The 26,952-nt window shown below is 59.4% G+C and carries 27 protein-coding genes and 1 tRNA gene; 3 read left to right on the forward strand and 25 right to left on the reverse strand.

Features of this window, described 5'->3' with window-relative positions; all coding sequences use genetic code 11:
- Positions 1-23 precede the first annotated feature (23 nt).
- Positions 24-620: a response regulator gene (locus Q7L55_01455; protein MDO8731235.1), complete on the reverse strand. Its 597-nt coding sequence runs from the start codon at positions 618-620 to the stop codon at positions 24-26.
- Between the two features lie 50 nt (positions 621-670).
- Here Q7L55_01455 and Q7L55_01460 point away from each other — a divergent pair.
- A tRNA-Leu gene (locus Q7L55_01460) sits at positions 671-744 on the forward strand.
- Positions 745-768: 24 nt separating this feature from the next.
- On the opposite strand, the gene Q7L55_01465 is transcribed toward Q7L55_01460, so the two are convergent.
- From Q7L55_01465 to Q7L55_01545, 17 genes are all read right to left on the reverse strand, one after another.
- Positions 769-1,623 (reverse strand): SDR family oxidoreductase, encoded by an 855-nt coding sequence (locus Q7L55_01465; GenBank protein MDO8731236.1) that lies wholly within the window; start codon positions 1,621-1,623, stop codon positions 769-771.
- Positions 1,624-1,762: 139 nt separating this feature from the next.
- On the reverse strand, positions 1,763-2,551 hold the full coding sequence (locus Q7L55_01470; protein ID MDO8731237.1) for a matrixin family metalloprotease: 789 nt from the start codon (positions 2,549-2,551) through the stop codon (positions 1,763-1,765).
- Between the two features lie 81 nt (positions 2,552-2,632).
- A complete protein-coding gene (gene nusB / locus Q7L55_01475; GenBank protein ID MDO8731238.1) occupies positions 2,633-3,073 on the reverse strand; it encodes a transcription antitermination factor NusB in 441 nt (146 codons plus the stop codon).
- The gene (gene efp, locus Q7L55_01480; GenBank protein ID MDO8731239.1) at positions 3,073-3,636 is read right to left on the reverse strand and encodes an elongation factor P; all 564 of its coding nucleotides are present in this window, start codon (positions 3,634-3,636) and stop codon (positions 3,073-3,075) included. Before efp ends, nusB begins: the two co-directional genes overlap by 1 nt.
- Before the next feature lie 91 nt (positions 3,637-3,727).
- Positions 3,728-4,162, reverse strand: a complete 435-nt coding sequence (gene aroQ, locus Q7L55_01485; protein ID MDO8731240.1) for a type II 3-dehydroquinate dehydratase — start codon at positions 4,160-4,162, stop codon at positions 3,728-3,730.
- A 32-nt stretch (positions 4,163-4,194) separates the two neighbouring features.
- On the reverse strand, positions 4,195-5,295 hold the full coding sequence (gene aroB, locus Q7L55_01490) for a 3-dehydroquinate synthase (GenBank protein MDO8731241.1): 1,101 nt from the start codon (positions 5,293-5,295) through the stop codon (positions 4,195-4,197).
- Positions 5,276-5,794 (reverse strand): shikimate kinase, encoded by a 519-nt coding sequence (locus Q7L55_01495; GenBank protein ID MDO8731242.1) that lies wholly within the window; start codon positions 5,792-5,794, stop codon positions 5,276-5,278. The genes aroB and Q7L55_01495 overlap by 20 nt, the downstream gene beginning before the upstream one ends.
- Positions 5,791-6,969 carry a chorismate synthase gene (aroC, locus tag Q7L55_01500; GenBank protein MDO8731243.1) on the reverse strand — a complete coding sequence of 393 codons (1,179 nt, stop codon included), beginning with the start codon at positions 6,967-6,969 and terminating at the stop codon, positions 5,791-5,793. The genes Q7L55_01495 and aroC overlap by 4 nt, the downstream gene beginning before the upstream one ends.
- A 44-nt stretch (positions 6,970-7,013) precedes the next feature.
- On the reverse strand, positions 7,014-7,802 hold the full coding sequence (locus tag Q7L55_01505) for a shikimate dehydrogenase (GenBank protein MDO8731244.1): 789 nt from the start codon (positions 7,800-7,802) through the stop codon (positions 7,014-7,016).
- Positions 7,803-7,812: 10 nt separating this feature from the next.
- Complete coding sequence (mltG, locus tag Q7L55_01510) at positions 7,813-8,838, reverse strand: endolytic transglycosylase MltG (GenBank protein MDO8731245.1); 1,026 nt, start codon at positions 8,836-8,838, stop codon at positions 7,813-7,815.
- On the reverse strand, positions 8,835-9,254 hold the full coding sequence (gene ruvX, locus Q7L55_01515) for a Holliday junction resolvase RuvX (GenBank protein ID MDO8731246.1): 420 nt from the start codon (positions 9,252-9,254) through the stop codon (positions 8,835-8,837). Before ruvX ends, mltG begins: the two co-directional genes overlap by 4 nt.
- Positions 9,255-9,256: 2 nt before the next feature.
- On the reverse strand, positions 9,257-11,932 hold the full coding sequence (alaS, locus tag Q7L55_01520; protein ID MDO8731247.1) for an alanine--tRNA ligase: 2,676 nt from the start codon (positions 11,930-11,932) through the stop codon (positions 9,257-9,259).
- Between the two features lie 2 nt (positions 11,933-11,934).
- A complete protein-coding gene (locus Q7L55_01525) occupies positions 11,935-12,147 on the reverse strand; it encodes a hypothetical protein (protein MDO8731248.1) in 213 nt (70 codons plus the stop codon).
- 32 nt (positions 12,148-12,179) lie between these two features.
- Complete coding sequence (locus Q7L55_01530) at positions 12,180-13,490, reverse strand: replication-associated recombination protein A (GenBank protein MDO8731249.1); 1,311 nt, start codon at positions 13,488-13,490, stop codon at positions 12,180-12,182.
- A 9-nt stretch (positions 13,491-13,499) separates the two neighbouring features.
- Positions 13,500-15,251, reverse strand: coding sequence for an aspartate--tRNA ligase (gene aspS / locus Q7L55_01535; GenBank protein ID MDO8731250.1), 1,752 nt, complete (start codon positions 15,249-15,251; stop codon positions 13,500-13,502).
- Positions 15,248-16,543, reverse strand: a complete 1,296-nt coding sequence (hisS, locus tag Q7L55_01540; GenBank protein MDO8731251.1) for a histidine--tRNA ligase — start codon at positions 16,541-16,543, stop codon at positions 15,248-15,250. The genes aspS and hisS overlap by 4 nt, the downstream gene beginning before the upstream one ends.
- A gap of 2 nt (positions 16,544-16,545) precedes the next feature.
- A complete protein-coding gene (locus Q7L55_01545) occupies positions 16,546-17,253 on the reverse strand; it encodes an MBL fold metallo-hydrolase (GenBank protein ID MDO8731252.1) in 708 nt (235 codons plus the stop codon).
- Positions 17,254-17,297: 44 nt separating this feature from the next.
- Here Q7L55_01545 and Q7L55_01550 point away from each other — a divergent pair, with 44 nt between their 5' ends.
- Positions 17,298-18,092 carry a peptidylprolyl isomerase gene (locus Q7L55_01550; protein ID MDO8731253.1) on the forward strand — a complete coding sequence of 265 codons (795 nt, stop codon included), beginning with the start codon at positions 17,298-17,300 and terminating at the stop codon, positions 18,090-18,092.
- 39 nt (positions 18,093-18,131) lie between these two features.
- Positions 18,132-19,442, forward strand: coding sequence for a DUF349 domain-containing protein (locus Q7L55_01555; GenBank protein ID MDO8731254.1), 1,311 nt, complete (start codon positions 18,132-18,134; stop codon positions 19,440-19,442).
- 10 nt (positions 19,443-19,452) lie between these two features.
- On the opposite strand, the gene Q7L55_01560 is transcribed toward Q7L55_01555, so the two are convergent.
- The 7 genes from Q7L55_01560 to ruvA all read right to left on the reverse strand — a co-directional run bounded on the left by Q7L55_01560 (position 19,453) and on the right by ruvA (position 26,951).
- On the reverse strand, positions 19,453-21,639 hold the full coding sequence (locus tag Q7L55_01560) for a bifunctional (p)ppGpp synthetase/guanosine-3',5'-bis(diphosphate) 3'-pyrophosphohydrolase (GenBank protein ID MDO8731255.1): 2,187 nt from the start codon (positions 21,637-21,639) through the stop codon (positions 19,453-19,455).
- A gap of 128 nt (positions 21,640-21,767) precedes the next feature.
- Entirely contained in the window at positions 21,768-22,304 is a 537-nt protein-coding gene (locus Q7L55_01565) for an adenine phosphoribosyltransferase (GenBank protein MDO8731256.1), read from the reverse strand.
- Entirely contained in the window at positions 22,304-23,395 is a 1,092-nt protein-coding gene (gene secF / locus Q7L55_01570) for a protein translocase subunit SecF (GenBank protein MDO8731257.1), read from the reverse strand. The genes Q7L55_01565 and secF overlap by 1 nt, the downstream gene beginning before the upstream one ends.
- Entirely contained in the window at positions 23,392-24,975 is a 1,584-nt protein-coding gene (gene secD / locus Q7L55_01575) for a protein translocase subunit SecD (GenBank protein ID MDO8731258.1), read from the reverse strand. The genes secF and secD overlap by 4 nt, the downstream gene beginning before the upstream one ends.
- Positions 24,975-25,280: a preprotein translocase subunit YajC gene (gene yajC / locus Q7L55_01580; GenBank protein MDO8731259.1), complete on the reverse strand. Its 306-nt coding sequence runs from the start codon at positions 25,278-25,280 to the stop codon at positions 24,975-24,977. The genes secD and yajC overlap by 1 nt, the downstream gene beginning before the upstream one ends.
- A 34-nt stretch (positions 25,281-25,314) precedes the next feature.
- The gene (gene ruvB, locus Q7L55_01585) at positions 25,315-26,343 is read right to left on the reverse strand and encodes a Holliday junction branch migration DNA helicase RuvB (GenBank protein ID MDO8731260.1); all 1,029 of its coding nucleotides are present in this window, start codon (positions 26,341-26,343) and stop codon (positions 25,315-25,317) included.
- Positions 26,340-26,951: a Holliday junction branch migration protein RuvA gene (gene ruvA / locus Q7L55_01590; GenBank protein ID MDO8731261.1), complete on the reverse strand. Its 612-nt coding sequence runs from the start codon at positions 26,949-26,951 to the stop codon at positions 26,340-26,342. The genes ruvB and ruvA overlap by 4 nt, the downstream gene beginning before the upstream one ends.
- Position 26,952 lies beyond the last annotated feature (1 nt).

Raw genomic sequence — 26,952 nt, forward strand, 5'->3', positions numbered from 1 at the left:
GATCCTAGGGCGCGAACCTTGGTCTAGTGGAGGTCGTTGGAAGCTGGTGACGCGCGCAGAACTTGGGCCGCAACCTCGGCCAAAGTGACCCTTGAGTCCATTGCCTGCCTGCGCAGCAGCGCGAATGCCTCCGCCTCGGAAATCCCCTGCTGGGCCTGCAGCAGGCTCTTGGCTTCGTCAACTACATCGCGAGCCCGCACGCGCGCACCCAGATCGTCCACCTGCGCTTCGAGTTGGAGCATCTGGGCCCAGCGAGCGACGGCAAGCTCAATTGCCGGGCGAAGGTCTGATCTATTGAAGGGCTTGACGAGATAGCCCAGAGCCCCAGCGTGCGCCGCATGCTGCACGGTGTCGCTCTCGCTGAACGCCGTGACCATGACGACCGGCGCACATCGCTGCTCGATGATTTCAGTCGCTGCCGAAAGCCCATCACGCACCGGCATTGCCACGTCCATGAGCACAACATCTGGCCGCAATTGCACGGCAAGATCGACTGCGATCTGACCATTGGCCGCCTGGCCGACGACGGAATAACCCAGTTCGCCGAGCATCTCTACGAGATCCATCCGGATCAGCGCCTCGTCCTCGGCGACCAGCACTCGAATCGACGGCTCAGACACGGTGGATACCCTAATCGGAGCAACTGATCAGGCCAGTACTCTTCATCCGCGCCCCGGTACCCCAACCGGCAGAGGGAGCCGACTCAAACTCGGTCCAGTGTGAGTTCAAATCTCACCCGGGGCACAACAGCACTCTTCGTCGTCGCCCTTAGAGCGAAGGTGTATCCGCACCAGCTGGACGCCAGTCTGGGTAGAGCTTGCGCTCCAAGGCCAGCGGCTGGGCATCGATGTTCTGGCGCTGCATCGCGTCGGCCTCTGGTGATGTCACGAGCCAGGCAACAGCTGCGCCAACTGCTGCAGGCGGTCCGGCCCAGGCAGGATCAAAGCCGAATTCCTCAACATCCAGGGAGTTGCGCTCGGTGAGTACGAAGCCAGGGTTCACGTTGAAGGCCTTGATGCCCTGATCGCGGTGTTCGGCCTGAATGCTGCCGACGAGGGTGTGACCGGATGCCTTGCCGATGCGGTAGCCAAGACCCGGCCTTGAACCTTCGGGGTAGAACTCATAGCCGGCGCCAGACGAAATGGTGACGAAGGTGCCACCGCCGCGCTCGATCATCCCGGGCAGCAGCTTTTGTGCAATGCGAATAGGTGCTACGCCGTGCGCCATGACGAACAGTGGGTACTGGTCAACGGGGGTCTCCAGGATCGAGTCCATGAGGCCAGGGCCGATGTGGCGGCCGTTGTTGACGACTACATCCACGCCACCCCACTCTGCCAGGAGCTTGTCACACGCGGCCTCAACTGAGTCGAGGTCAGTGAGATCCATGCGGAGCGCCAGTGACTTCTGCCCACGCTCTTCAACGAGTGCGCAAGTCTCTTCCACGCTGCCGGGAAGCGGACGCAGATCCTGCTTGTGAACGGTCTGGGAGTGCTCGGACGTGGGATCGCCCGCACGGAGGGTGCGAGCCGCAATGGCGACATCGAATCCATTTTCAGCTAGTGCCAATGCGATGGCCTTGCCTATGCCGCGACTACCGCCGGTGACCAATGCCTTCTTTGCCATGACTGCTCCCTGAGTTTGGAATCCCATGATTCCGGAATTGGGGACGCTACCCCAACTCCGCTCATATCGTCAGGGTTTCCCCAGAACCGAACAGGATGCGAACCGAAGGCTCAATTCCGAGTTGACGCTGCCACAGGAATTACGAGGCGCAGACCTTTTCGATGGCCTTGATGCCCGCGATGTCACCGCTGGCCAGCGTCGCATTGGTGTCCAGATATCGATACATGACATTGCCTGGATCATCGCTATCGGTCAGTCCGAGGGCATGTCCGAGCTCATGTGTGAACAGCGCAAGGCGATGAGCAGAATCGACGACCTTCACGTAGTCCGCACTTAGCACCATGTACCCGCCGACGATCTCTTTGGTACCAGCGAACACCTTGTTTGGCGACGCGAAACCAACAACCGTGCTGGTGATCATGTTCGAGCGAGCATTTGGCACGAAGTAGACCGCGATGTTGCGCTTGATGTCTGAGGCGGTGGTCACGGACGAATTGCTATCGCTGTAGTCCACGGCCTGCTCGCCGCTGTCCACAAAGGAATACCCGGAGGCCTGGGACCAGGCGTCGAAAGCTGCCGCCAGATCTGGACGGATTTTAGCAACTACCGCGTCGGGGAGATTGGAGGTATCAGTCGTGAAGCTGATAGGTGTCGAACAGCTTGCCCATCCACTGCCCGCAAAGGTTTCATCATCGTAGATCGATCCGACGCGATTCGTTCCGTAGGCCTCAGCGCTTGCGAGGAGCAGCACAGTAATCGCGCACAGCACTGTCGCGATGGGGCTGCGCCGATAACTGAGTCGAATCTTGCGCTCTGAGCGTGTCCAGAGCCGCCGGCGCCGGCCATTGTTGGCGTAGTCTTTTGGGCGACGAAGGGGGTGCTTGGGATTGCGACGATCAACGCCAGTGGGTGGCTCTCTCGTCTTCACATCCCGAGCATAGAGCGCTCTGCCCGTGTTGAAAGTGAAGAAATGTCACTCAAGCCCGAACAGGTCAGGGCGGTCAGGTGACTAGTTATCGCCGGGAGCGGTGACTGCCAGCTGCGGCTTGATCTCGATGATGCGGCCCAGCAGGCCGTTGACGAAGGATGCCGATTCCTCGGTCGAGAGATCCTGCACGAGCGCAACAGCCTCCGACACTGCCACAGCGTCAGGAACGTCATCTGCCCAGATGATCTCGAAGGTGCCGATGCGCAGAACTGCGCGATCCACGGCGGGCATCCGATCCAGGGTCCAGCCCATGGAATAGGTGCTCAGGATCTCGTCGATCTGCTCCTGATTGGCCACCACTCCTTCGACCAGATTGGTCACGTAGGCGTTCAACTCAGGCTCATGATCGGCCGCCCGGCGATCGATCTGGCCTGACAAGACTTCATTGGCGTTGGTGCCACGCACATCGGCTTCGTACAGCACATCAAGTGCACGCTTGCGTGCCTTGCTCCGGGCTGCCACTAGTCGTTCACGCGCCCAAGGTACGAACCGTCACGGGTGTCGACCTTCACCTTGGTATCGGACTCAATGAAGAGGGGAACCTGAATCTCTGCACCGGTTTCGAGGGTTGCTGGCTTCAAACCACCAGTCGAGCGATCCCCTTGCACACCGGGCTCGGTGTACGTAATGGTCAGTTCAACGTTCGCAGGCAGCTCAACGATGATCGGCGATTCATTGTGAATTGACACGTTTGCGACCTGGTTCTCAAGCAGGAAGCGCGATGAGTCGCCTACCACTGCGTTGGGCACCTGGTACTGCTCGTAACTTGTGACATCCATGAAAACCCAGTCCTCGCCATCGCGGTAGAGGTACTGCATATCGCGACGGTCGACATTCTCGGTTTCTACCTTGACGCCAGCGTTGAAAGTGCGGTCCACAACCTTGCCGCTCAAAACATTCTTCAACTTGCTCCGGACGAAGGCACCGCCTTTGCCGGGCTTGACGTGCTGGAATTCAATGACGGTCCACAACTGCCCATCGATGTTCAGGACAAGGCCGTTCTTCAGATCGTTCGAGGTTGCCACGCGAATCACTCCAGATGTACGTCAAATCAAGGGTCGCATGATCCTACTCAGCCTCGGGCTGAGCTCGGTCACGCCCAGATGACCAGACGGGCTAGCCCATATTGGCGATCTGCTCCAGTGCCAGGAGGTAGGAGTCGACCCCGAAGCCAACGATCGTGCCCGTCGCGACCCCCGAAATGACCGAGTTGTGACGAAACTCCTCGCGGGCTGCCGGGTTGGACAGGTGAACCTCAATCAATGGCTCGGTCAACATTGCGCACGCATCACGAAGAGCGTAGGAGTAGTGGGTAAAGGCAGCGGGATTCAGCACGACGGGCCAGCCCTGATCTGCAGCCTCATGAAGCCAATCGATCAGTTGAGCCTCGTCATTGGTCTGACGCACATCAGCATGCAAGCCGTGCGAATCGGCAGCTGTGATGCATAACTGACTCAACTGCTCAAAGGTGGTGTGTCCATAGACATCAGGCTCGCGCACGCCAAGCCGGTTCAGGTTCGGACCGTTGAGGACAAGCACCGTTCTGGACATGCGGCAAGACTAATGCGAGGAAGGGTAGATCTTCAGCGAGCAATCGCCGCGTAGGCAGCTTCAAGAATTTCTGGCTCGGGCCCATCCCACGATGCGGCAGAGCCGATGCCATCGAGCACAACGAAGCGAATCACTGAGCCTCGGGCTTTCTTATCCAGGCTCATGGCGCTGATCAATTCGGGCCAGTGGCCTGATGGGTAAGCAGTCGGCAGGCTCAGGCTTTGGAGAATTTCGAAGTGCAGTGCTGCTTCTTCAGGGCTCAATCGACCGCCGAGGCGCGCGAGTTCAGCCACAAAGCACATACCGACGCTTATTGCGGCGCCATGCCTCCATGAGTACTGCTCGAGATGTTCGACAGCGTGGCCCAATGTGTGTCCATAGTTCAAGATCTCACGGCCAAGTGCAGATCCTGAACGAGTCTCGCGAAAGTCTGCGCTTACCACTGTGGCCTTGACCTGCACAGCTCGCGTAATGAGTTCCAGCATGACATCACTCGTGGGATCCGTTGCGGCCGCAAGATCGGCTTGCACGATACGGAGAATCTCTGGGTCCGAGGTGAAGCCAACTTTGACCACTTCGGCTAAGCCCGCGTTGATGTCACTTTGATCCAGGGTCTCAAGCAAGTCAACATCACAGATGACGCCAACGGGGCTGTAGAAAGCGCCAACAAGATTTTTTCCGGCCGAGGTGTTGATTCCGGTCTTACCACCGACCGCGGCGTCAACCATGCCCAGAACAGTTGTTGGTATATGCACCAGCGCAATACCGCGCAGCCAAGTCGCGGCTGCAAAACCCGCGAGATCAGTGGTGGCGCCACCACCGAACCCGATGAGCGTGTCATTACGGGTGAAGCCAGCAGCCCCGAGTTGTGACCAGCATTGCGCCAAGACCTCCGCGGTCTTTGCGGCCTCGGCATCTGGCAACTGAATTCCAAGCACCTGGTAGCCGAGATCCGCCAACATCGATTCGATGCTGGCCGCCTTCGCCTTCAAAGTCGGCGCATGAATGAGCGCGATACGCGTGGAGCCTTGAACGAAATCACTCAATTCGGAGAGCACACCCCGTCCGATGACGACTTCGTATTCTCTTTCGGCAACAACGCGGATCCGGCGACTAATCATTGAGAGGCTCATCACTCAAACGTTCGAGCAATTCATCAACGACCTCGCGAACCTTGCGACCGCTGGTGACCACAGTGATCGTGCTGACCTCTTCGTACAAAGGTGCGCGCTCGGCCATGAGTTCAGCCAGCTTCCCTCGGACATTGCCCATCAACAGCGGACGCGAAGTATTCATCCCAACGCGACTCGCCGCAGAAGCAATGTCGACTTGGAGCCAGACGACTTGTGTCCCCTTGAGCGCCTCGCGAATCAGCGGATTCACAATTGCGCCTCCACCTAGGGCAAGAACCCCGGTGCACTCGCGGAGCGCAGATCCGATAACCGACAACTCCTTGGCCCGAAACTCTGCTTCGCCGAGAGTGACGAAGATGTCCGATACCGACATCCCCATGTCCGCCTCGATCAGCGCATCGGCATCGGCGAATTCAACGCTGAGGGCTGACGCAAGACGCTTGCCAACAGTTGACTTCCCGGCGCCCGGCGCCCCCACCAGCACCGCCACCGGACTCATCGGATCGTCAGATTGTCGAGATACGTCTGCACATTTCGCTTGGTCTCGGCGACGCTGTCGCCGCCAAACTTCTCGGTGATCGCATCTGCAAGTACGAGCGCGACCATTGCTTCGGCAACGACGCCGGCCGCCGGAACCGCACAGACATCGGAGCGCTGGTTTATTGCTGGTGCAGCTTCACCTGTGGCGACGTCAACGGTGCGAAGCGCGCGCGGAATCGTGGAAATCGGCTTCATTGCGGCACGAACGCGCAAGGATTCCCCCGTGGACATGCCACCCTCGGTGCCGCCAGATTTGCCAGAGGTGCGTTCCAGACCGGACTCCCCCGAAATGATCTCGTCTTGCGCATCGCTGCCGCGAACAGCCGCAAGCCCGAATCCATCGCCGATTTCCACACCTTTGATGGCCTGGATGCCCATGAGCGCCCCAGCCAATCGTGAATCAAGTCGCCGATCCCAGTGCACATGGCTGCCCAGGCCGGGAGGCAGATTTGTGGCGATGACTTCGACCACTCCCCCAAGAGTGTCGCCTTCGCGGTGAGCCAGGCTCACCTCTTCTTCCATCGCCGCGGCGGTGACGGAATCAAAGCAGCGAGCAGGATCCTCGTCAATGGCTGCCAGATCGGCCGGAGTAGGCAGGATTCCGTCGGGGCTGGCGACCGATCCGATGCGTACTACGTGACTGAAGACTTCAATGCCAGCGATCTGGCGAAGGAAGGCTTTGGCTACTGCTCCGAGCGCAACTCTGGCCGCTGTCTCACGCGCACTGGCCCGTTCCAGAATCGGCCGAGCATCGGAGAAGCCGTATTTCTGCATTCCGACGAGATCTGCGTGACCGGGACGAGGCCGAGTCAGGGGCGCATTGCGAGCAAGGCTGGCCAACTCGTCTGCATCAACCGGATCCGGTGACATCACCACCTGCCACTTGGGCCACTCGGTGTTGCCGACCTCAATGGCCACCGGGCCACCCAGGGTGAGGCCATGACGGATGCCGCCGATGATGCGGACCTCGTCCTTTTCGAACTTCATTCGCGCACCACGGCCAACGCCAAGGCGTCGCCGCTGCAACTCGATCGAAATATCCTCGGAGGTCACTTCGATCCCCGCTGGCAGGCCTTCGACGATCGCTACCAGGGCTGGACCATGCGATTCACCCGCAGTCAGCCAACGCACCATGCCCCAATCCTGTCAGATCTCCGAATTCACGTGTGGTGAGCCGATCAGTTCAGGCTGGCTCGCATGGCTTCGACGGGAGCTTCAAGCCCCGTCATGAGTCGCACTTGTTCGACCGCCTGCCACAGCAACATGGATCTTCCACTCGCGATACGCGCATTGGGCCAAGCAGCAGCCAATGGCGTTGGCCAAGGGTGATAGGCGACGTCGAGCAAAGCAGCGTTTGTGCTCTTCGCGGCTTCAGCCCAGCTTGATCCTGCTTCACCGGGGAGCGAACTGATCACCAGAGCAACATTCATACTCTCAGCCTTCGGCTCCCAACCAACGGCGCTGGCAGAGATATCAAAGGCATGAGCAAGTTCAATGAGCTCAGAAAGTTGCTCAGGTCGGCGAGCGGTGACGCCGAGGTTTCGAACTTGCATCTTTGCCAGCGCGGCAATCGCACTCCTGGCGGTTGCCCCTGCCCCGAGAATCAGAGCCGAGTCAAGACCTGCTTCGAGGTCAATCTCTTCCAAGGAATGCACGATTCCGGCGACATCGGTATTGGTGCCGAACCATCCCGCTGCGACTGGCAGCAAGGTATTGACCGATCGGATCGCCAAGGCGGTGGGATCAACTTGAACGCACAGTTCGATGGCAACCTCTTTGAGCGGCATGGTCAGCGAAAGCCCGGCCCATGATTCGTCGAGATTCGCTAAGAAACCTTCGAGTTGAATCTCGGATACTTCAATGGCTTCGTAAGTCCAATCCAGACCGAGCGCGGCATAGGCCGCCCGGTGCAGAGCTGGGCTGAGGCTGTGGGCGATCGGTGATCCGAGAACTGCAGCGTGCCTCATGCCCTGATCCTCACCCATGGGCCTTCAGATATGCCTGAAGCTCCGCCTTGGCCCGCAGGAATTTCTGGTAGTTCCGCGCGAAGACCGTCTTTCCGGTTTCCAGATTGACCGTGACGAAGTACTTCCACTTTCCCTTTGCTGGCGACAGTGCCGCCTTGATCGCTGCAGAACCAGGCGAGTTGATAGGAGTCGGTGGCAGTCCGGCATGCAGATAGGTGTTGTAGGGCGTGTCAGTCCTCAGTTGATCCGCGGTCAAACTCACGCGAGTGATGCCGAGTCCGTATGCAACTGTGGTGTCCAACTGGAGTGGCGTCCCTGCTTCAAGTCGGTTGTAGACGACGCGAGCAATCTTTGAGTAGTCACTTGGGTTGCCCTCGGCCTGCACCATTGACGCCACGATCATGATCGAGTACGGATCCAGCTTCAGCGCAGCCGCGCCCGATTCCAGATTGAGAGCCTTGCTCTCCTGGTTGAAGCGCGTGAAGAGCATCTTCAATACATCGGGGGCGCTCTCGTCGCCTGCGAGGTCATAACTGGCTGGAAAGAGCATGCCTTCTGCTTGGCCCTTCGCCCAAGTCGGCAGTCCCAAGTCGGACGAATGCGCAAGCGCGTCATCAAAGTCCTGCGTCGCAAGTCCGGTGGCCTGCGAAGCATCCTCAACGCTCTGCTTGAGGCGCAGGCCCTCGGGCAGCACAAGTCGACTGTCAGCGCGCGATTTTGGATCCAACATCAAGGCAACTGCGCCTTCGCCACTCATTTCCCGCAGCATGCTGTATCTGCCTGGACCAATGGACTGGGACTTGTCATTGTCCTTGGCTGCGTCCAGGAACGCGCTGTCAGATGCGACAACTCCGGCCTCAACCAAGGTGTTTGCAATACCTGAAAGCGAATCTCCTCGAACGACAATCACGACAGCCTTCCCTGATCCCGGCCCAGGGAAATCACTTCCACCGCGACTCGAGATGAAGACCACGAGAAGTGCGAGCACTGCTCCCACGGTGACCAGCAGAGTGATGAGTCGATTTCGACGAGTCACCGATCAGTCCTGCTTTCGAGCACTGATTGCAGGAGCACCGCTGCCGAGGCACTGTCGATTGCCGATCGCGAGTTCTTCACCGTGCGCCCGGCCGCGTGCAGTCCACGTTGCGCTTGCACGGTCGTAAGGCGCTCATCAACCAAGCGCACAGGCAGGTCGGTGTTGGCTGCCAACTTCGCCGCCCAACTTCGGGCCATTTCAGCCGATGCGCCTTCGGTGCCGTCCATCTTGAGCGGCAATCCGACGATGATCTCAACCGCCGAGTATTCAAGAACCAGTGCCAGCAATGCGCTGATGGAGTCTTCACCGGCGGGCACGCTGGCGAGCGGCACCGCGAGAATTCGCCCAGCATCGCTACGCGCCACGCCGATGCGCACTGTGCCGACATCGCAGGCAAGCAGCACGCCGGCGGACACGGTCAGTTGGCCACCTTTGCCGCGATGGTTGCTCGCACGGCCTCAAGGGCAGCGGTCACCCCTGCTGGGTTAGTGCCGCCTCCTTGAGCAAGGTCAGGCTTACCGCCACCGCGACCTCCGAGCAATGGCAGGGCTACTTCGAGCAACAGGTTTGCGCCAACACCTAGTTCGATCGCCCCCTCATTGGCCGTGGCGATTGCTGAAACCTTGCCGTCGGCGACAACCGTGCCAAACAACACCACAGGATTCTCGGGGCGATTGCGACCCTTCACCTGCACAACAACCTCGCGCAGTTGCGCTGCATCCATGCCGGCCGGCGCTTCAAAGGCCCAAACGCGGATCGGTCCGATTGCTTCGCCGGCACCAATCACATCGTCGACGCTTGCCGACAATTGCGATTTCCGAATTTTTTCAAGATCGCGTTCGGCTGTCTTCAATGAAGCGATTGTGCGCTCGATTCGATCCGGGATTTGATCTGCGGGCACCTTCAGCAACTCGGTCAGACGATTGACCAACACATGCTCGCGTGCCAGGAACTGATACGCATCGGCTCCGACAAGAGCCTCGACCCTTCGCACGCCGGTGCCGATCGAGCCCTCGCCCAGAAAGGTGACAACTCCCAGTTGCCCTGAGCGCTGAGCATGGGTGCCACCGCACAGTTCATGGGCCCAATCGCCCACCGAAATAACCCGCACCTGATCGCCATACTTCTCACCGAACAGCGCCATGGCTCCCAGCGCCCTCGCCTGGACCTGCGTCATGTTCTGGGCAGTCACCGCGAGATCTTCGAGCAGAACCTCGTTGACTCTTGCCTCGACTGTCTGCATCACGTTTGCAGAGATCGGTGCTGGGCTTGGGAAGTCGAACCGGAGCCGCCCGGGGGCGTTCTCGGAACCCATCTGCGTAGCGGTATCGCCCAATTGCTCGCGAAAGGCTCGGTGGATGAGGTGCGTTGCTGTGTGAGCTCGTGAGATTGCTCGACGTCGTTGCACATTGACATGCCCGACAACTCCAGTGCCAACCGCGAACTCACCTGACAGCACTTCACTTCGGTGCACGAACAATCCAGGCACCGGCGTCTGGACGTCGTAGACATCGGCGACCGCACCGCTTGAAGTGACGATCCGCCCGCGGTCACCGAGTTGACCGCCTGATTCTGCATAGAAGGGAGAGCGGTCAAGAATGATTTCGAGATGATCACCCGGAACCGCGACCGGCACGCTCTGGCCATCGCGAACCAGACCGATGATTGTTGCTTCAGTATCGACTTCGCTGTAGCCGGTAAAACTTGTACGGCCTCCGGTTTCGAGGATTTCGCGATAGGCGGTCGTGGCCGTGAGGCCAACCTTCCGCTCGCGAGCATCAGCCTTGGCTCGCTCGCGTTGCTGGCCCATCAACGTGCGAAAGCCCGCCTCATCAACATGCAGGCCCTGCTCTGCCGCCATTTCCAGGGTGAGATCGATTGGGAAGCCGTAGGTGTCATGCAGCGCGAATGCCTGCTCGCCGGACACCGTGCTGCCGCCAGAATCGCGAATGCCCCGGGCTGCCGTATCGAAGATCGTGGTGCCGGCGCGCAGTGTCTGGATGAAGACCGACTCTTCTGCGATGGCGATCTGACGAATCCGACTTGCCTCGTCGTTGAGCTCTGGGTACTGCGGAGCCATAGTGAGCACGGTGGCATCGATGAGTTCGCCCATGCTCGGATCTTGAGCTCCGAGCAGACGCATCGTGCGAATGACTCGGCGCATCAATCTGCGCAGCACATAGCCGCGGCCCTCGTTGCCGGGCAGCACGCCATCGCCGATAAGAAAAGCACACGTGCGTGCGTGGTCAGCAATCACGCGAAGGGCGACATCTGACTTCGGCGTGGCCCCGTACTTCGTACCTGTCAGTGCAACGGCGCGATCAAGAATGCCCCGAGTCGTGTCGATCTCATAGATGTTGTCCACGCCCTGAAGGAGCGCAGCCATCCGCTCAAGACCCATGCCGGTGTCGATGTTCTTCGCCGGGAGATCGGCCAGGATCGGGTAATCCTCCTTGGCCGGCCCTTCGCCGCGCTCGGACTGCATGAAGACCAGATTCCAGACCTCCAGGTAGCGGTCCTCGTCGGCGACAGGTCCACCATCACGGCCATGCTGCGGACCTCGGTCGTAATAGATCTCCGAACAAGGCCCACAAGGTCCCGGCACGCCCATCGACCAGAAGTTGTCGGCCATCCCTCGGCGTTGAATGCGATCCAGGGGCAGACCTACCTGCGTATGCCAAATGTCTATAGCCTCGTCGTCGTCCAGGTACACCGTTGCCCAGAGCTTGTCCTCAGGGAAGCCATAGCCGCCATCTGCCACCGAACTGGTGAGCAACTCCCAGGCCATCGGAATTGCCAATTCTTTGAAGTAATCTCCAAAGGAGAAGTTGCCTGCCATCTGGAAGAACGAGGCGTGGCGAGCAGTCCTTCCTACTTCTTCGATGTCCTGAGTGCGCACGCATTTCTGGACGCTGGTTGCTCGTGGATATGGCGCTGGAGCTTCTCCTAGGAAATAGGGCTTGAAGGGCACCATGCCGGCGTTGACGAAAAGCAGTGTCGGATCGTCAAGCAGCAAGGAAGCCGATGGCACGATTTGATGCCCGCGATCGGCGTAATAGCGCAGGAAACGACTGCGGATTTCGGCGGAATCCACGTTCAGGCTCCTTCGGGATCATGATCGTGGACGTTGTTGAGCCGGCTTTCCACGAGGGTGCGCGCAGAATTCACTGCCTGCGAAGCACTCACGGCCGCCTGCTGAATCGTCATCACAATGCCGCGCTCCCGCGACTCCTCCACGAAGCGTTGCCCACGTCGGTACGCAAGGATCCCAACGGCTGCCCCCAAGGCAAACCACAACATCCTGCGCATGACAAATCTCCCTAGGTTTGAATCGTCCAACCCTAATGCTCAGGCGAACGCAACTGCTCAAGCCTTTCGGCCACTCGGGCCCATGCTGCCTCGGCACCATGTTGGGTTGGGCGGTAGTAACGCACCCCTTGCAGCACTTCTGGCAAATAGCTCTGGGCGGCTACTCCTTCGGCCAGGTCATGTGGGTACACGTAAGCATCGCCGTGGCCGTGCTCCTTGGCCCCTGGATAGTGCGCGTCACGAAGCCAGATCGGCACACTGCCGACTCGGCCGCGACGCACATCATTGGCCGCTTCACCGATCGCCGTGATGACTGCATTTGACTTCGGCGCCAGGGCCGCATGGATCGTGGCATGAGCAAGAATGATCTGAGCCTCGGGCATCCCGACGATAGCCACGGACTGTGCGGCAGCAACGGCTGTTTGCAGCACCTGCGGTTCGGCCATCCCGATGTCTTCACTGGCCAAGATCATCAGCCTTCGAGCAATGAAGCGCGGATCCTCTCCCGCCTCGAGCATTCTGGCGAGGTAGTGCAGCGCGGCATCGGGATCGCTGCCCCGCACACTCTTGATGAAGGCGCTGATGACGTCATAGTGCTGATCGCCGTCCTTGTCGTAGCGCAAGGCCACATGTTGAACGGCTTGCTCCACATGCTCAAGAGCGATGCTCGTCGATCCGAGCGAATCGGCGGCGATTGCAGCAGCCTCCAAGGCCGTCAGGCCACGACGTGCATCTCCGATGCTGAGGTGGACGAGATCGCTCATCGCTTCCTCTTCAATGGAGAATCGACCATCGAATCCGCGAGGGTCATTGAGCGCGCGCTCCAGCAATTCCTTGATGTCGGCATCAGTCAGTGGCTGGAGGGTCACCACAAGACTGCGCGACAGCAGCGGTGAGATCACTGAGAAGCTCGGGTTCTCGGTGGTGGCTGCAATCAACGTGACCCAGCCATTTTCCACAGCGGGCAAGAGCGCATCTTGCTGACTCTTGCTGAACCGATGGACTTCATCAATGAACAGAACCGTGCCCTGCCCATTGATTGTTGATCGAGCGCGAGCCGCTTCGATGACTGCGCGCACATCCTTGACGCCAGCGGTGACCGCAGAAAGCTCTTCGAAGGAACGCCCAGACTCTAATGAAACCAAGGAGGCTAACGTTGTTTTTCCGGTGCCAGGAGGCCCCCAAAGAATGATCGAAATCGCCGAACCCTGACCGGTTAGCAGATTGCGCAAAGGGGTACCCGGGCCAAGCGCAATCTCTTGACCGACGACATCATCAACAGTCGATGGCCGCATTCGAACAGCCAGCGGTGCGACCGCGTGGCTCTCGTCGAACAGGGTCATCGAATGCAGTTACGACTGGACGGCAGCCGGCTGGGCTTTGGCGGGCGGGCCGTCAATACCGGCTTCCTTGCGCTGCTGCCCAGTAATAGGTGTGGGAGCGCCCGTCAGCGGATCCTGCCCAGCACCGGTTTTGGGGAAGGCGATGACATCGCGAAGCGAGGACGCGCCGGCGAGCAGCATGCAGATGCGATCCCAGCCGAAGGCGATGCCTCCGTGCGGAGGCGGGCCGAACTTGAATGCTTCCAGAAGGAATCCGAATTTGTCGTTGGCTTCGTCTTCGCTCATGCCCAGCAGGCCAAACACTCGTTGCTGTACATCTGCTTGGTGGATTCTGATCGATCCGCCGCCGATTTCGTTGCCGTTGCAGACGATGTCGTAGGCCCAGGCCAAAGCCTCACTCGGTGCAGATTCGAAGTTGTCTATCCACTCATTGTTCGGCGATGTGAAGGGGTGATGAACTGCTGTCCAGCCACCCTCGTCTGTCAACTCGAACATCGGTGCGTCGATAACCCAGACGAAGGACCAACTGCCTTGCTGAATCAAACCAAGGCGCTCAGCAATCTCTGCACGAACTGAGCCGAGCAGAGTACGGGAATCAGATGGCTTGCCCGCAGCGAAGAAGATGCAGTCTCCCGGATTGGCACCCGTGGCAGCCACGATGCCCGCCCGCTCGGTGTCGCTGAGGTTCTTGGCCACTGGACCGCCAAGTTCGCCCCCTGCATCAACGGTGATGTAAGCCAAGCCCTTAGCTCCGCGCTGCTTTGCCCAATCTTGCCAGGCATCGAACTGCCGGCGCGGCTGATCTGCGCCACCGGGCATCACGACTGCACCCACGTACTCGGATTGGAAGACTCGAAACGGGGTGTCGGCGAAGAAGGCTGTGAGCTCTACCAACTCAAGCTCGAAGCGCAGGTCAGGCTTGTCTGAACCGTAGCGACGCATGGCCTCGTGATACGTCATGCGTGGAATGGCGCTGATCTCGTGGCCAAGCACTCCCTGCCACAGGGATCGCACGATCGCCTCGCCAAGTTCGATGACGTCTTCTTGCTCAACGAATGACATCTCGATATCCAGCTGAGTGAACTCGGGCTGGCGATCCGCGCGGAAATCTTCATCTCGATAGCACCGGGCAATTTGAAAGTACCGCTCCATGCCGCCGACCATCAGCAGCTGTTTGAACAACTGCGGCGACTGGGGCAGCGCATACCAATCGCCGGGCTGCAGTCGCACTGGAACCAGGAAGTCGCGTGCGCCTTCGGGAGTTGAACGAGTCAGGGTTGGCGTCTCAATTTCAATGAAGTCGCGTTCGAGCAGGACCCCGCGTGCCAATTGATTGACTTTGGACCGCATGCGCAGAGCATCACCGGCTGATTGGCGTCGCAGATCCAGATAGCGGTACTTCAGCCGGACCTCGTCGCCAACGGCTACGCGATCGTCAATAGGAAAAGGCAGAGGCGCGGCCACCGAAAGAACAGTCAGCTCTGTTGACATGACTTCGATGGCGCCGGTTGGTAGATCCGGATTCTCGTTGCCGGCCGGACGGATGCCGACCTCACCCGTGATCTTCAGGCAGTACTCATCGCGAAGGCCGTGCGCGATCTCCGGGTCATGGACGACGACCTGCACCACCCCAGATGAGTCGCGAAGATCCAGGAACGCCACCCCGCCGTGATCGCGTCTGCTGGCAACCCAGCCCGCGAGAGTGACAGTGGTCCCAGAGTCAGCTGCCCGAAGTGTGCCGGCTAGGACGGATCGAATCACGAATGAGCTCCTTCAGTATTTTGCATGTTCTGGTCCGAGATCCTCTGCATCAGGATCGGCTGCACACTCTCCCACGGCACCGTCTCCTGCTCACCGCGAGACATATCGCGAATCACCACAGTGCCATCGGCAAGTTCATGCTCGCCAAGGACGAGCACCCATGGAGCCCCGCTTCTATCAGCCGCTTTCATCGCGCCCTTGAGTCCCCGGTCGCCGAATGCCAGATCAAAGCGAATGCCGTCTCGTCGAAGTTGGGCGCCCAGCGCGATCAGTTGCTCCTTGGCCTGGGACCCCATCGGAATGGCGAAGACGTCGATCAATGTGGCCGCACCGACTTGCAATAACTCGGCCTCGCAAGCGAGCAAAGTTCGATCGGTGCCGATTCCAAAACCGATTCCCGACAGATCCTGCCCGCCGAGCGATTCCATCAAGCCGTCGTACCGACCGCCACCGCCGATTCCCGATTGGGCGCCAAGAAGTGCGTGCGTGAATTCGAAAGCTGTTCGCGTGTAGTAATCCAAACCTCGGACAAGTGACGGGGACTCCGTCCATTGCACATCGAGAGTTTGCAAATGCTCGCGCACTTTGTCGTAATGCAAGCCGCAATCCGCACACAGGTGATCCACCATGTACGGCGCGCCAACGAGCAACGCTTGCACTTCAGGACGCTTGTCATCCAGCACCCGAAGCGGGTTGAGTGCCGCGCGCTCCTTAGTGGGACCATCGAGATCGAGTTTCGCCAGAAAGTCCTGTAGAAGCGCACGATATGCCGGACGACACTCAGCGCATCCAAGTGAGGTCAGCTGCAAGGTGAACTGCTGCAGACCCAGTGACCGAAAGCCCGCATCGGCAATGGCGATGACCTCTGCATCCACTGCTGGGTCCATCGAGCCGATGGCTTCGATCCCCACCTGTTGCAGTTGTCGGTAACGCCCCTGTTGTGGACGTTCTGCTCTGAAGAAGGGTCCGGCGTACCAGACCTTCACGGGAAGCGGGCCACGATCAAGCCCATGCTCAATTACCAGGCGCATGACTCCGGCCGTACCTTCGGGCCGCAAGGAAAGCGACCGACCGCCACGATCCTCAAAGGTGTACATCTCCTTGGCGACAACATCCGTGGATTCACCGACACCACGCACATACAGCGCGGTGTCTTCGAAGATCGGCAATTCGACATAGCCGTAGCCGGCCAACTGAGCGGGTTTGGCCAGGGCCTCTCGAACCGCGAGAAAGGCCGAACTGCGCGGCGGAAAATACTCGGGAACCCCTTTGGGAGCCTGTAATTGAGCCACAGTTACAACCCAGTCCTAGCGGGGAAGTACTCATTGCCCAGCTGGAGGAAAGGGTTGGTCATTCGTTCCTGGCCAATGGTGGTCTGCGGACCGTGTCCGGGCAGCACAACCATGTCGTCGTCAGCAGGAAGAACGATTCGCTGCAGTGACTGCTGCATCAACTCCATGCTCCCGCCATCAAGGTCAGTGCGACCGATGCTGCCTGCGAAAAGCAGATCCCCGCTGAACATGATGGAAGGCACTTCATCGTCTGCAGCGCGCTCAAAGACGACTGAGCCCTCGGTGTGACCCGGTGCGTGTCGAACACGGAGTTGAATGCCCGCGAAATCAAGCACCTCGTCATCGGCGATCAAGCGCACATCTTCGGGCTCAGTCAGCTCCAAGGCACCTTTGGTCATCCGCAGCAGTGCCTCGCGATTGGCATTGATCGTGGAGCCTGCAAGTTCAGCAAGCCGGTACCGATCCTCAGAATGAATGTAGGTAGGGATGCCGAAGTCGTGACTCAAAGGAGCCACCGACCAGGCGTGGTCAAGATGACCATGCGTGACGAGAACTGCAGCAGGCAACAGACGGTGCTCGCTGATGATCTCCATCAGACCGTCAATGGAGTCCTGGCCAGGGTCAATGATCAAGCACGGCTCGCCAGGATCACAGGCAATGACGAAGCAATTGGTGCCAAAGGTTCCCGCAGGAAAGCCAGCCACAATCACCCGGGCAGCCTAGTCCGCAACAGCGGCCTGAATACACTCCGCTGGTGACTAGTAGCAACAAACGCGAGCGTGAACTGGCCCGAGCAAAGTACGAGCGTCAGCAGGCACGAAGGTCGCAGCGGCAACACAATCGTCGCCGCAATCAACGCATCACTGCTGTTGTTGTTGTAGGCGCAATGGTGCTCGTATTTGGCGGCTGGGTGGCGTTCAACATCTTCCGCGGGGACGACTCGTCATCAGCGCCCGTCGCCGAGGCCTCGCCTGCGGTGATCGCCAGTTGCACTTCAGCCACTCCCAGTGCGGCAGTACCACAAAGCTTCGCAGCCGCACCCAAGGTCGATACGAGCTTCCCTTCAGGAACAACCATCACCTTTGGCACCAATTGCGGAGACATCGTGGTTCGGACTCTGCCCAAACTGGCACCTGCGACAGTGACCTCGGAAATCTATTTGGCGCAGCAGGGCTTCTATGACCAGACTCCATGCCATCGCTTGACCACTGCCGGAATTTTCGTGCTCCAATGCGGCGACCCCACTGGAACCGGCACTGGCGGGCCCGGATACACCTTGCCTGACGAGAATCTCCCCGCTAAGACCAGCACCACCTACCCGGCAGGCACGGTGGCAATGGCCAACGCAGGCACGGGGACCTCGGGTTCGCAGTTCTTCATTGTCTATGCGGATTCGGTCCTGGGTCCCAATTACACGGTTTGGGGCAAGGTCACCTCAGGTCTGGATAACGTGAAGTCTGTCGCTGCCGCGGGGGTGGCTGATGGTGGAAGCGACGGTGCTCCGGCTCAAACTGTCGTGATCCAGACGGCAACGGTGAGCAAGTCCTGAGCAGGCCGGTAGCGTGAGCACCCCAAAGGAAGGCACAGCATGACCGAGCACGGCCCCGGCGCGATACCAACGCCAGCGCTACTGCGACGTCCAAAACCGGCCGCAGAGTCAGCGCCACCGGCAAGTGACCCGAGCAAGTTTGGGCGCGTTGAGGCCGATGGAACAGTTGTGCTGCTGGCCCCCGAGGGCGAAATTGTGGTGGGCCAGTGGGTTGCTGGTCCTCCAGCCGAGGGCTTGGCCTTCTTCGGCCGCAAATATGACGATCTTGTGGTGGAACTGGATCTCACCGCGCAGCGCTTGGTTGATGCGCGTGCCACTGCCGACCAATCCACAACCGCACTCACGCATGTTCGTGACGCAATTGCCGCGCATGCGTATGTAGGCGATACCGCAGCTCTGCTCCAGAAGCTTGCGATGCTCGAAGAGGCGATCTCGAATGCCAAGGCGGCAGCCTCGGCCGCCCGCGCGGCACAGAAGACCGAAGCCCTCGCAGTTCGCGAAGCCCTGGCAGTTGAAGCCGAATCCCTTGCTTCCAGCACGGCTTGGAAAACCACGAGTGAGCGCTTCACCAGCATGATCGATGACTGGAAAGCCCTCCCCCGCATGGATCGCAATTCTGAGCAGGAAGTGTGGAAGCGCATCAGCGGAGGGCGCGCCACCTTCGACAAGCGGCGCCGCACACACTTCGCCGAAGTTGAGGTACAGCGAAAGGACGCCACTTCGCGCAAGCGCGAGCTCATTGCCTCAGCTGAAGCACTCGCGACTTCAACTGACTGGGCCGCTACCTCGCGCAAGCTTCGCGATCTGATGCAGGACTGGAAGACCGCTCCGCGTACCTCCAAACGCGACGAGGACAAGCTCTGGAAGCGATTCAAGGCGGCGCAAGATGCCTTCTATGAGGCGCGCACCGCAGCCGAAACTGCAGTGGAAGCAGAGCTCAAGATCAATGTTCCCGCCAAGGATGCCCTGATAGTTGAGGCTGAGGCTCTGCCAGTAACCGACCTCAAATTGGCCAAGCAGTCGCTGCGGTCGATCCAGGATCGCTGGGACAAGCTTGGTGATGTTCCCAAGCCTGATCGCGATCGCCTTGAAGGCCGTCTGAAGAAGGTCGAAGAATCCATTCGCCAAGCAGAGGCGAAGGCTTGGAAGAAGAGCAATCCCGAGGCTCGAGCGCGCGCGGAGTCCACTGCCAATGCTTTCGCTGACGGCCTGGCAAAACTTGAGGCGCAACTCGCAGCAGCGAAGCAAGCTGGCAAGGCCGCCGATGCGGCACGACTCCAGGCTTCAGTCGACTCGACCAAGGCATTGCTGAACGCTGCTTCTTCAGCGGCTCAGGAGTTCAGTAGTTAGGACGCATTCTCTACACGCGATATGCGTCGTAGACGCCTTCGACATTTCGAACGGCCTTCAATACTGATCCAAGATGCTTCGGGTCAGCCATTTCAAAGGTGAAGCGCGACATCGCGATGCGATCACGTGTGGTCGTGACTGAGGCGCTGAGAATGTTGACGTGGGTGTCTGACAGTGCTCGCGTCACATCCGACAAGAGTCGGGCACGATCCAAGGCCTCGACTTGAATGTTCACGAGGAAGACACTGCTTGCCGTTGGTGACCAGGCAACGGCCACCATTCGATCAGGTTCGCGTTCAAGTTCAGGGACGTTGACGCAGTCATTGCGGTGGACTGACACTCCATTGCCGCGAGTGACAAAACCGATGATTTCGTCACCGGGAACCGGGGTGCAGCACTTTGCAAGCTTGACCCAGACATCGTTAGTTCCGAGCACGATGACGCCAACATCGGAAGCACTTCGAGTATCTCTGCGCTGCGCACGGGCCGGGGTTAGCGTTTCTGCCGCATCGTCGTCAGCCTCTTCGACCCCGCCAACAGACTCGACCAAGCGCTGCACGACCGACGCTGCACTGACCTTATTCTCACCAACGGCGGCATACAGCCCGGAGACATCTGTGTGGTGAAGATCCAAGGCGATGGCATGCAAAGCTTGAGTCGTCATCAAGCGCTGCAGCGGCAAACCCTGCTTGCGCATGGCACGCACAATGGCATCCTTGCCCTGCTCGATGGCCTCATCTCGTCGCTCACGCGAGAACCAGGCCTTGATTTTGCTCTTGGCTCTGGCCGAGGCCACATACGACAACCAGTCGCGACTTGGCCCGGCGCCCTCCGCCTTGGATGTGAAGATCTCAATGACATCGCCGTTATTCAGCGTCGATTCGAGAGGCACCAACTTGCCGTTGACACGGGCACCAACACATCGGTGACCAACTTCGGTGTGCACGGTGTACGCAAAGTCGACAGGTGTGGCACCGGTGGGTAAAGCGATGACATCGCCCTTGGGTGTGAACACGAATACCTCGGAGGATCCAAGGTCATAGCGAAGTTGATCCATGAACTCGTCAGGATCTTCAGTCTCGCGCTGCCATTCAACAAGTTGGCGCAGCCAGGCAAACTCATCTGGACTCTGCTTGTTGGACTGATCGCCCTGCTTGTAACGCCAGTGTGCCGCGACACCGAATTCAGCACCCTGATGCATCTCGAGAGTTCGAATCTGCAGCTCGACTGGCTTGCCACCTGGGCCGATCACGGTGGTGTGCAGCGATTGGTACATGTTGAATTTCGGCATGGCGATGAAATCCTTGAAGCGGCCCGGCATCGGACTCCACTTCGCATGGATGATGCCAAGCACGCTGTAGCAATCGCGCACAGATTCGACCAGGATTCGAACGCCGATGAGGTCGTAGATGTCTGCGAAGTCGCGTCCGCGCACAATCATCTTCTGGTACACGGAGTAGTAGTGCTTTGGTCGGCCAGTGACCGTTCCTTTGATCTTGCTCTGTCGAAGATCAGCTTCTATGTCAGTGATGACTTCGTCGACGTAAAGATCTCTTTGAGGCGATCGCTGGCCTACCAGTCGCACGATTTCGTCGTACATTTTCGGGTAGAGAGTGGCAAAGGCCAGATCCTCCAACTCCCACTTCACAGTGTTGATGCCTAGACGGTGGGCAAGCGGCGCGTAGATCTCGAGAGTCTCGCGAGCCTTGGCTTGCTGCTTGTCTTCACTCATCCACTGCAAAGTGCGCATGTTGTGCAGTCGATCTGCCAGTTTGATCATGAGCACGCGGATATCGCGAGCCATCGCCACGACCATCTTTCGCACGGTCTCAGAGGTCGATGCGTCTCCGTATTTGACCTTGTCGAGCTTGGTCACACCGTCGACGAGAGTCGCGACCTCATCGCCAAAATCTTCGCGCAGGGAATCCAGTGAGTACCCAGTGTCCTCAACGGTGTCGTGCAAGAGCGCAGCAGCCAATGTGGTGCCACCCATGCCGAGATCGGCCAGTATTTCGGCAACTGCCACCGGGTGCGTTATGTAGGCATCGCCACTGTGTCTGCGCTGTTCACGATGGAGGTATGCCGCAGTTTCGTATGCACGCTCGACCAATCGGGCATCGACCTTGGGGTGGTACTTGCGCAGAGTGCGGATCAAGCGATCAAGCTCAGGGTGTTGCCGCCTAGGGCCGCCAAAAATTGGAAGTCGAGAACGACGTGAGAGATTCTCTGGCGCGACGACAGCCGGAGCCAGTGACAACTCCGTGGGAAGCGGTGCTTCCGTGCTCACGGTGCTCCTCGCGTGTTGGGGTAATTCAGTTTAGAACCTCAGGCCGAAAGTAGTGAAATCACCGGTACGCCACGAGCAGAGCAGAGCTCACGCCCGCCAAGTGCATCGATTTCCATGACCACGAGCACAGCAGCGATTTCGGCACCTGTGAGCCGCACCAGGTCGATGCAAGCAGCAGCAGTACCTCCAGTGGCGAGCACGTCATCGACGATCACGACCTGCCTTCCCGGGCCCAGAGAATCTTGATGCAATTCGAGGGTGGCGGTGCCGTACTCGAGCTGATAGTCCTGAGCGTGCACCGCTCCAGGCAGTTTGCCTGGCTTTCGGACGGTGACGAAGCCAGCGCCTCGCACCTGCGCCAATGCCGCTCCGTAGGGAAATCCTCGCGCCTCGATGCCGACTACTTCGTCCAGAGGTCTCTCGCCGAGCTTGGCATCCAACTCTGCGATGGTGCATGAGAATGCCCGCCCGTGAGCCATCAGACCCGTCAGATCCTGGAACCGCACTCCAGGGATCGGCCAATCGTCGATCTGCCGAATTGTGGAGCGCAGCAGCTGTTCAACGTCTGGCAGCATCAGGTCTTCTTGGGCCGCTTCGAGCGCGGGACTCGTCTTGGCTGTTGTCGAGGTCCGGCCTCAACAAGAGTTGACAGTTCAACATCGTCAGCGACGGATGCATCCTTGCCGTTGCCACCCCTGGCTGCCTGTGCGCGTCGCGCGTGCACGCGATTGGTCAGCGCGATCATCTGAGGCTCCCTCTCCTTGATCTGCACGAAGAAAGGAGTGGCCACGAAGATCGAGGAATAGGAGCCAGCCGCCATGCCAATGGCCAGCGCGACTGCCAGATCAAGCAGAGTTCCAGCCCCAAGAATTCCAGCCCCAACAATGATGATCGCGACCACGGGAAGCAGCGCGACAATCGAGGTGTTGATGCTCCGCACCAGGGTCTGGTTCACCGCGAGGTTCGCCGCCTCGCCAAAAGTCATCACCGATTGCCCAGTGATGTTTCGAGTGTTTTCGCGCACCTTGTCGAACACGACAATCGTGTCGTACAAGGAATAGCCAAGGATCGTCAGGAAACCGATCACGGTCGCGGGCGTCACCTCCAGCCCGAACAGTGCGTACAGGCCAACAGTGATGACGAGGTCGTGCGCCAGTGCTATGAGTCCGGCAATGGCCATTCGCCATTCGAAATAGATCGACATGAACAACACAACAAGGAGCACGAAGACAATGAGCCCCTGCAGTGCCTTCTTGCTGATCTCACTTCCCCAGGTCGGACCAACCACCTGGATCTTGATCGTGTCGACTCCCACACCACAGGTCTTCGCAAGCGATGCTGCCAGTTTCGTGCTCTCAGCAGTCGTGAGCGATTCGGTCTGCACGCGAACCGTGCCATTTCCCGCAACCGTCACGATGGCCTGTGAACCGGTTTGCGCTTCGGCAACGACTCTGGCCTGCTCCACCGAACAGGTCGCATTGGGAATACCGAAGTCTCCACCACCACGGAACTCAATGCCGAGATTGAGCCCACGCAACAGCAGTGCGCCGATAGCAACAAGCAAAATGGCCGCGGAGATGAGGTACCAGGTCTTGCGGCGGCCGACGAAGTCAATGGAGCTCTGTCCGTTGTACAGCCGTTGGCCAAAGCCGGAGAGGCGACTCATGACGACACCTCCTCGGTAGCCGCGCGGGCTTTTCGGCGACGGGAGGCAAGAGTCTCGCTCACGCCGACTGGTCTCGTGCGCGCAGCGTCAAGGCCACTCCAGCGACTGGCCCTCTGCATCCATGAACTACGCCCCATCAGTACGACAACAGGGTGGGTGAACAGGAAGGCAATCAGAACGTCGATCACCGTGGTAAGGCCGAGTACGAATGCGAAGCCTCGCACGCCACCCACCGAAAGCATGTAGAGCACGATCGCGGCGAGCAATGAGACGAAGTCCGCCGCCAGCAAAGTGCGTCGGGCGCGTACCCAGCCACTCTCGCAAGCCTGCCGAAGGGTCCGACCATCGCGAAGCTCATCGCGTATTCGTTCGAAGTACACGATGAAGGAGTCAGCAGTAATACCAATCGCAACGATTGCACCCGCAACACCGGCAAGAGTCAGCGTGAGTCCGATGGTTTTACTCATCACGATGAAGACAAGATAGGTAACGACGCCCGCGAGCACGAGTGAAAGGCTCGCGACGATTCCGAGAATCCGGTAGTAGAACAACAGATAGAGCATGACAAGGGCCAAGCCGAGCAGGCCAGCGATGATCCCGGCTTGCAGCTGATCACCGCCAACTGTGGCCGACACTGAGGTGACGTCAACAGTTTCCAAGGTGACAGGCAATGCGCCGTACTTCAGAATATTCGCGAGGTCCGTTGCTTGCTCGTTGCTGAAATTGCCCTCGATCTGCGCGGTGCCACCAAGAATCGCCTCATTGAAGCGCGGTGCGGAGGTGACGACACCATCAAGGACGATCGCAAAGGCATTGCATGGGGATTGGCCGCCGACGGCGCAATCGGGCAATGCTGTAAGGGTGGTCGAGGCGGTGGCCAAGGCCTTCGCCCCTTCAGAGTCAAAGCCAAGGTTGACAACGAAGGTCACGCCGTTGGTAGGCAACTGCGCGCTGGCACTGGTGACATTGGTGCCCTTGATAAACGCAGGTTGCAGCACGTACTTCGCTGTGCCGTCCTTGGAACAGGTGCCCAGCCATTTGGTCGGATCGTCTGGGGTGCCACCTCCGTAACTGATCGGATTCGTGCAGTCGAGTGCGAGTACTGCCTTCTCGAATGCCGCATCTGGCTTCACCGACTGCACGGGAACGGTGCCGGCCTTGCTGCCCTTGGGCCCGCTGGCCGTAGGCGCCAGGACCGTGTAGACGGGCCGGAAGTCCAGCAGTGCTGTCTTCTGTACAAGATCCACGAGCCTGCCGGGGCTCGTTCCCGGAACCGACACGATGATCGCCGCACCGGAGCCACTGCCTTGAGTCGTGACCTCGGCCTCAGCCACGCCCAAGCCGTCGACACGATTACGCAGAATTGTGACCGTCTGCTGCAACTGCTCTTCGGTGATCTCAGCACCTTCAGTTACCGGATGCGGAATCAATATGACCTGAGTGCCACCTTGAAGATCAAGGCCCAAGCGAACCGAATGATCGGTGCCGGGGAAGAAGGCCCAGATGGCCAAGCCCAGAACCAGAATGAGCAGCGCGCTCAGCGAGCGCCGAGGATTGCTCAGATTACGAGGCGGGGCCATCAGATGCCATCCTCCTGGGCTTCGCCACTGGATGCCTCGGCAGACGCAGGCACGATGACACGACCAACAGCTGCTGGGACCATCTCAATCACAACGTTCGGCGCGATCTCCACGTGAATGACATCGCCCTCAACGACGCGAACAGTGCCGAAGATGCCAGACGTGGTCATGACACGAACGCCCGCAACGAGAGTCGTCTGCATTTGAGCCTGCTGCCGTTTGCGGGCCTGGCTAGGCCGAATGAACAGGAAGTAGAAGGCCGCGATGATGATGACGATCGGCAATAAGCCGGACAAACTTTCCACAATTCTCCTGACACGCGGCGACTAGCCGTTCACCCTAACCCTCGAGGTCAAGAGTGGGCTGCAAGGGCATCGCCGGTGTCAGCCCCAGATGTTTCCAAGCTGTAGCCGTGGCCACCCGCCCACGTGGGGTGCGCACGATCATCCCCAATCTGACAAGAAAGGGCTCGGCCACGGTTTCGATGGTCTCGGGCTCCTCCCCGATGGCAACTGCCAAGGTGGAAAGCCCGACCGGGCCTCCCCCAAAGCGCTTGATGAGCACCTCCAGCACGGCCCGGTCGATGCGATCGAGCCCGAGCGAATCAACCTCATACAGATCAAGCGCAGCGTGGGCAGTGGACAGATTAACCTGACCATCGCCGTGCACCTGTGCCCAGTCACGCACTCTGCGTAACAGACGATTGGCAATTCGAGGAGTGCCACGACAACGACCCGCGATTTCGGCAGCCCCCTCTTTGTCGAGTGCCACCCCCAGGAGTTTGGCCGAACGCTCAAGGATGATTTCCAGATCTGGTGGATCGTAGAAATCGAGGTGGGCAGTGAATCCGAATCGATCGCGGAAGGGACTTGGCAGCAATCCAGCGCGAGTCGTGGCACCAACAAGGGTGAACGGCGCGATCTCCAGCGGAATAGCCGTAGCTCCGGGGCCCTTGCCCAGCACAACATCGACTCGGAAATCCTCCATGGCCAGATAGAGCAATTCCTCAGCTGGCCGCGAAGTGCGGTGGATTTCGTCGAGGAAGAGCACTTCTCCGGGTTGGAGGCTGGACAAGATGGCAGCCACATCGCCGGCATGCTGCAGGGCAGGACCCGAAGTGATGCGCAACGGGGCATTGAGTTCGGCGGCGATGATGCCCGCCAGAGTGGTTTTGCCAAGCCCGGGAGGCCCACTGAGCAGCACGTGATCGGCCGGTCGGCCTCGCTTGCGAGCTGCCTCAAGCACCAGCCCGAGTTGTGATTTGACCCGTGTTTGCCCCACGAATTCGGCCAGATGCTTTGGTCGCAAGGCTCCCTCGACAGCCGAGTCCTCTGGTTCAAGATCAGCGTCGACGAGTCGCTCGCTCATGCTCGATCCAGGTTCTGGAGAGCAGCCTTGAGCAATGCCGCGATATTGGGCTGCTCGGCTACCGACTGTGCCGCGGCCAATGGTGAAACGGAATCGGCAGCCAGCTCCGCCTCGCGGGCCGACCACCCAAGAGAGACCAGTCCCGCAGTCACCGAAGAGTGCCAACCAGATGGCGCTTCAAGACTTTGGGCGCCGGGACCGCCGACTGGCGGTCCGAGTTTGTCCTTCAGTTCCAGCACCAAGCGTTGAGCGCCCTTGCGCCCGATGCCGGGAATCTTTACGAGGGCATTGAGATCATCTTGTGCAATTGCACGACGAAGTTCATCTGGGGACAAAGTGCTCAGCACTGCCAGCGCAATGCGCGGACCAATGCCAGTGATTGTTTGCACTTGCTCAAAGACACTGCGTTCAGCCGCATCAGTGAACGCGAACAGAGTCCAGCCATCCTCGCGAACAACGAGTGAAGTAAGGAGCTCAGCACGATCGCCAACGCGCAGCGCCAACGCTGTGGTGGAAGTGCAGGTGGCTTGGATGCCGACTCCCCCAAGATCGATCACGACCGAATCCAAGCTCACTGCTTGAACAACCCCGCGAAGGAACGCAATCACC

The organism is Actinomycetota bacterium (assembly GCA_030650795.1).
Classification (GTDB): Bacteria; Actinomycetota; Actinomycetes; order S36-B12; family S36-B12; genus UBA11398.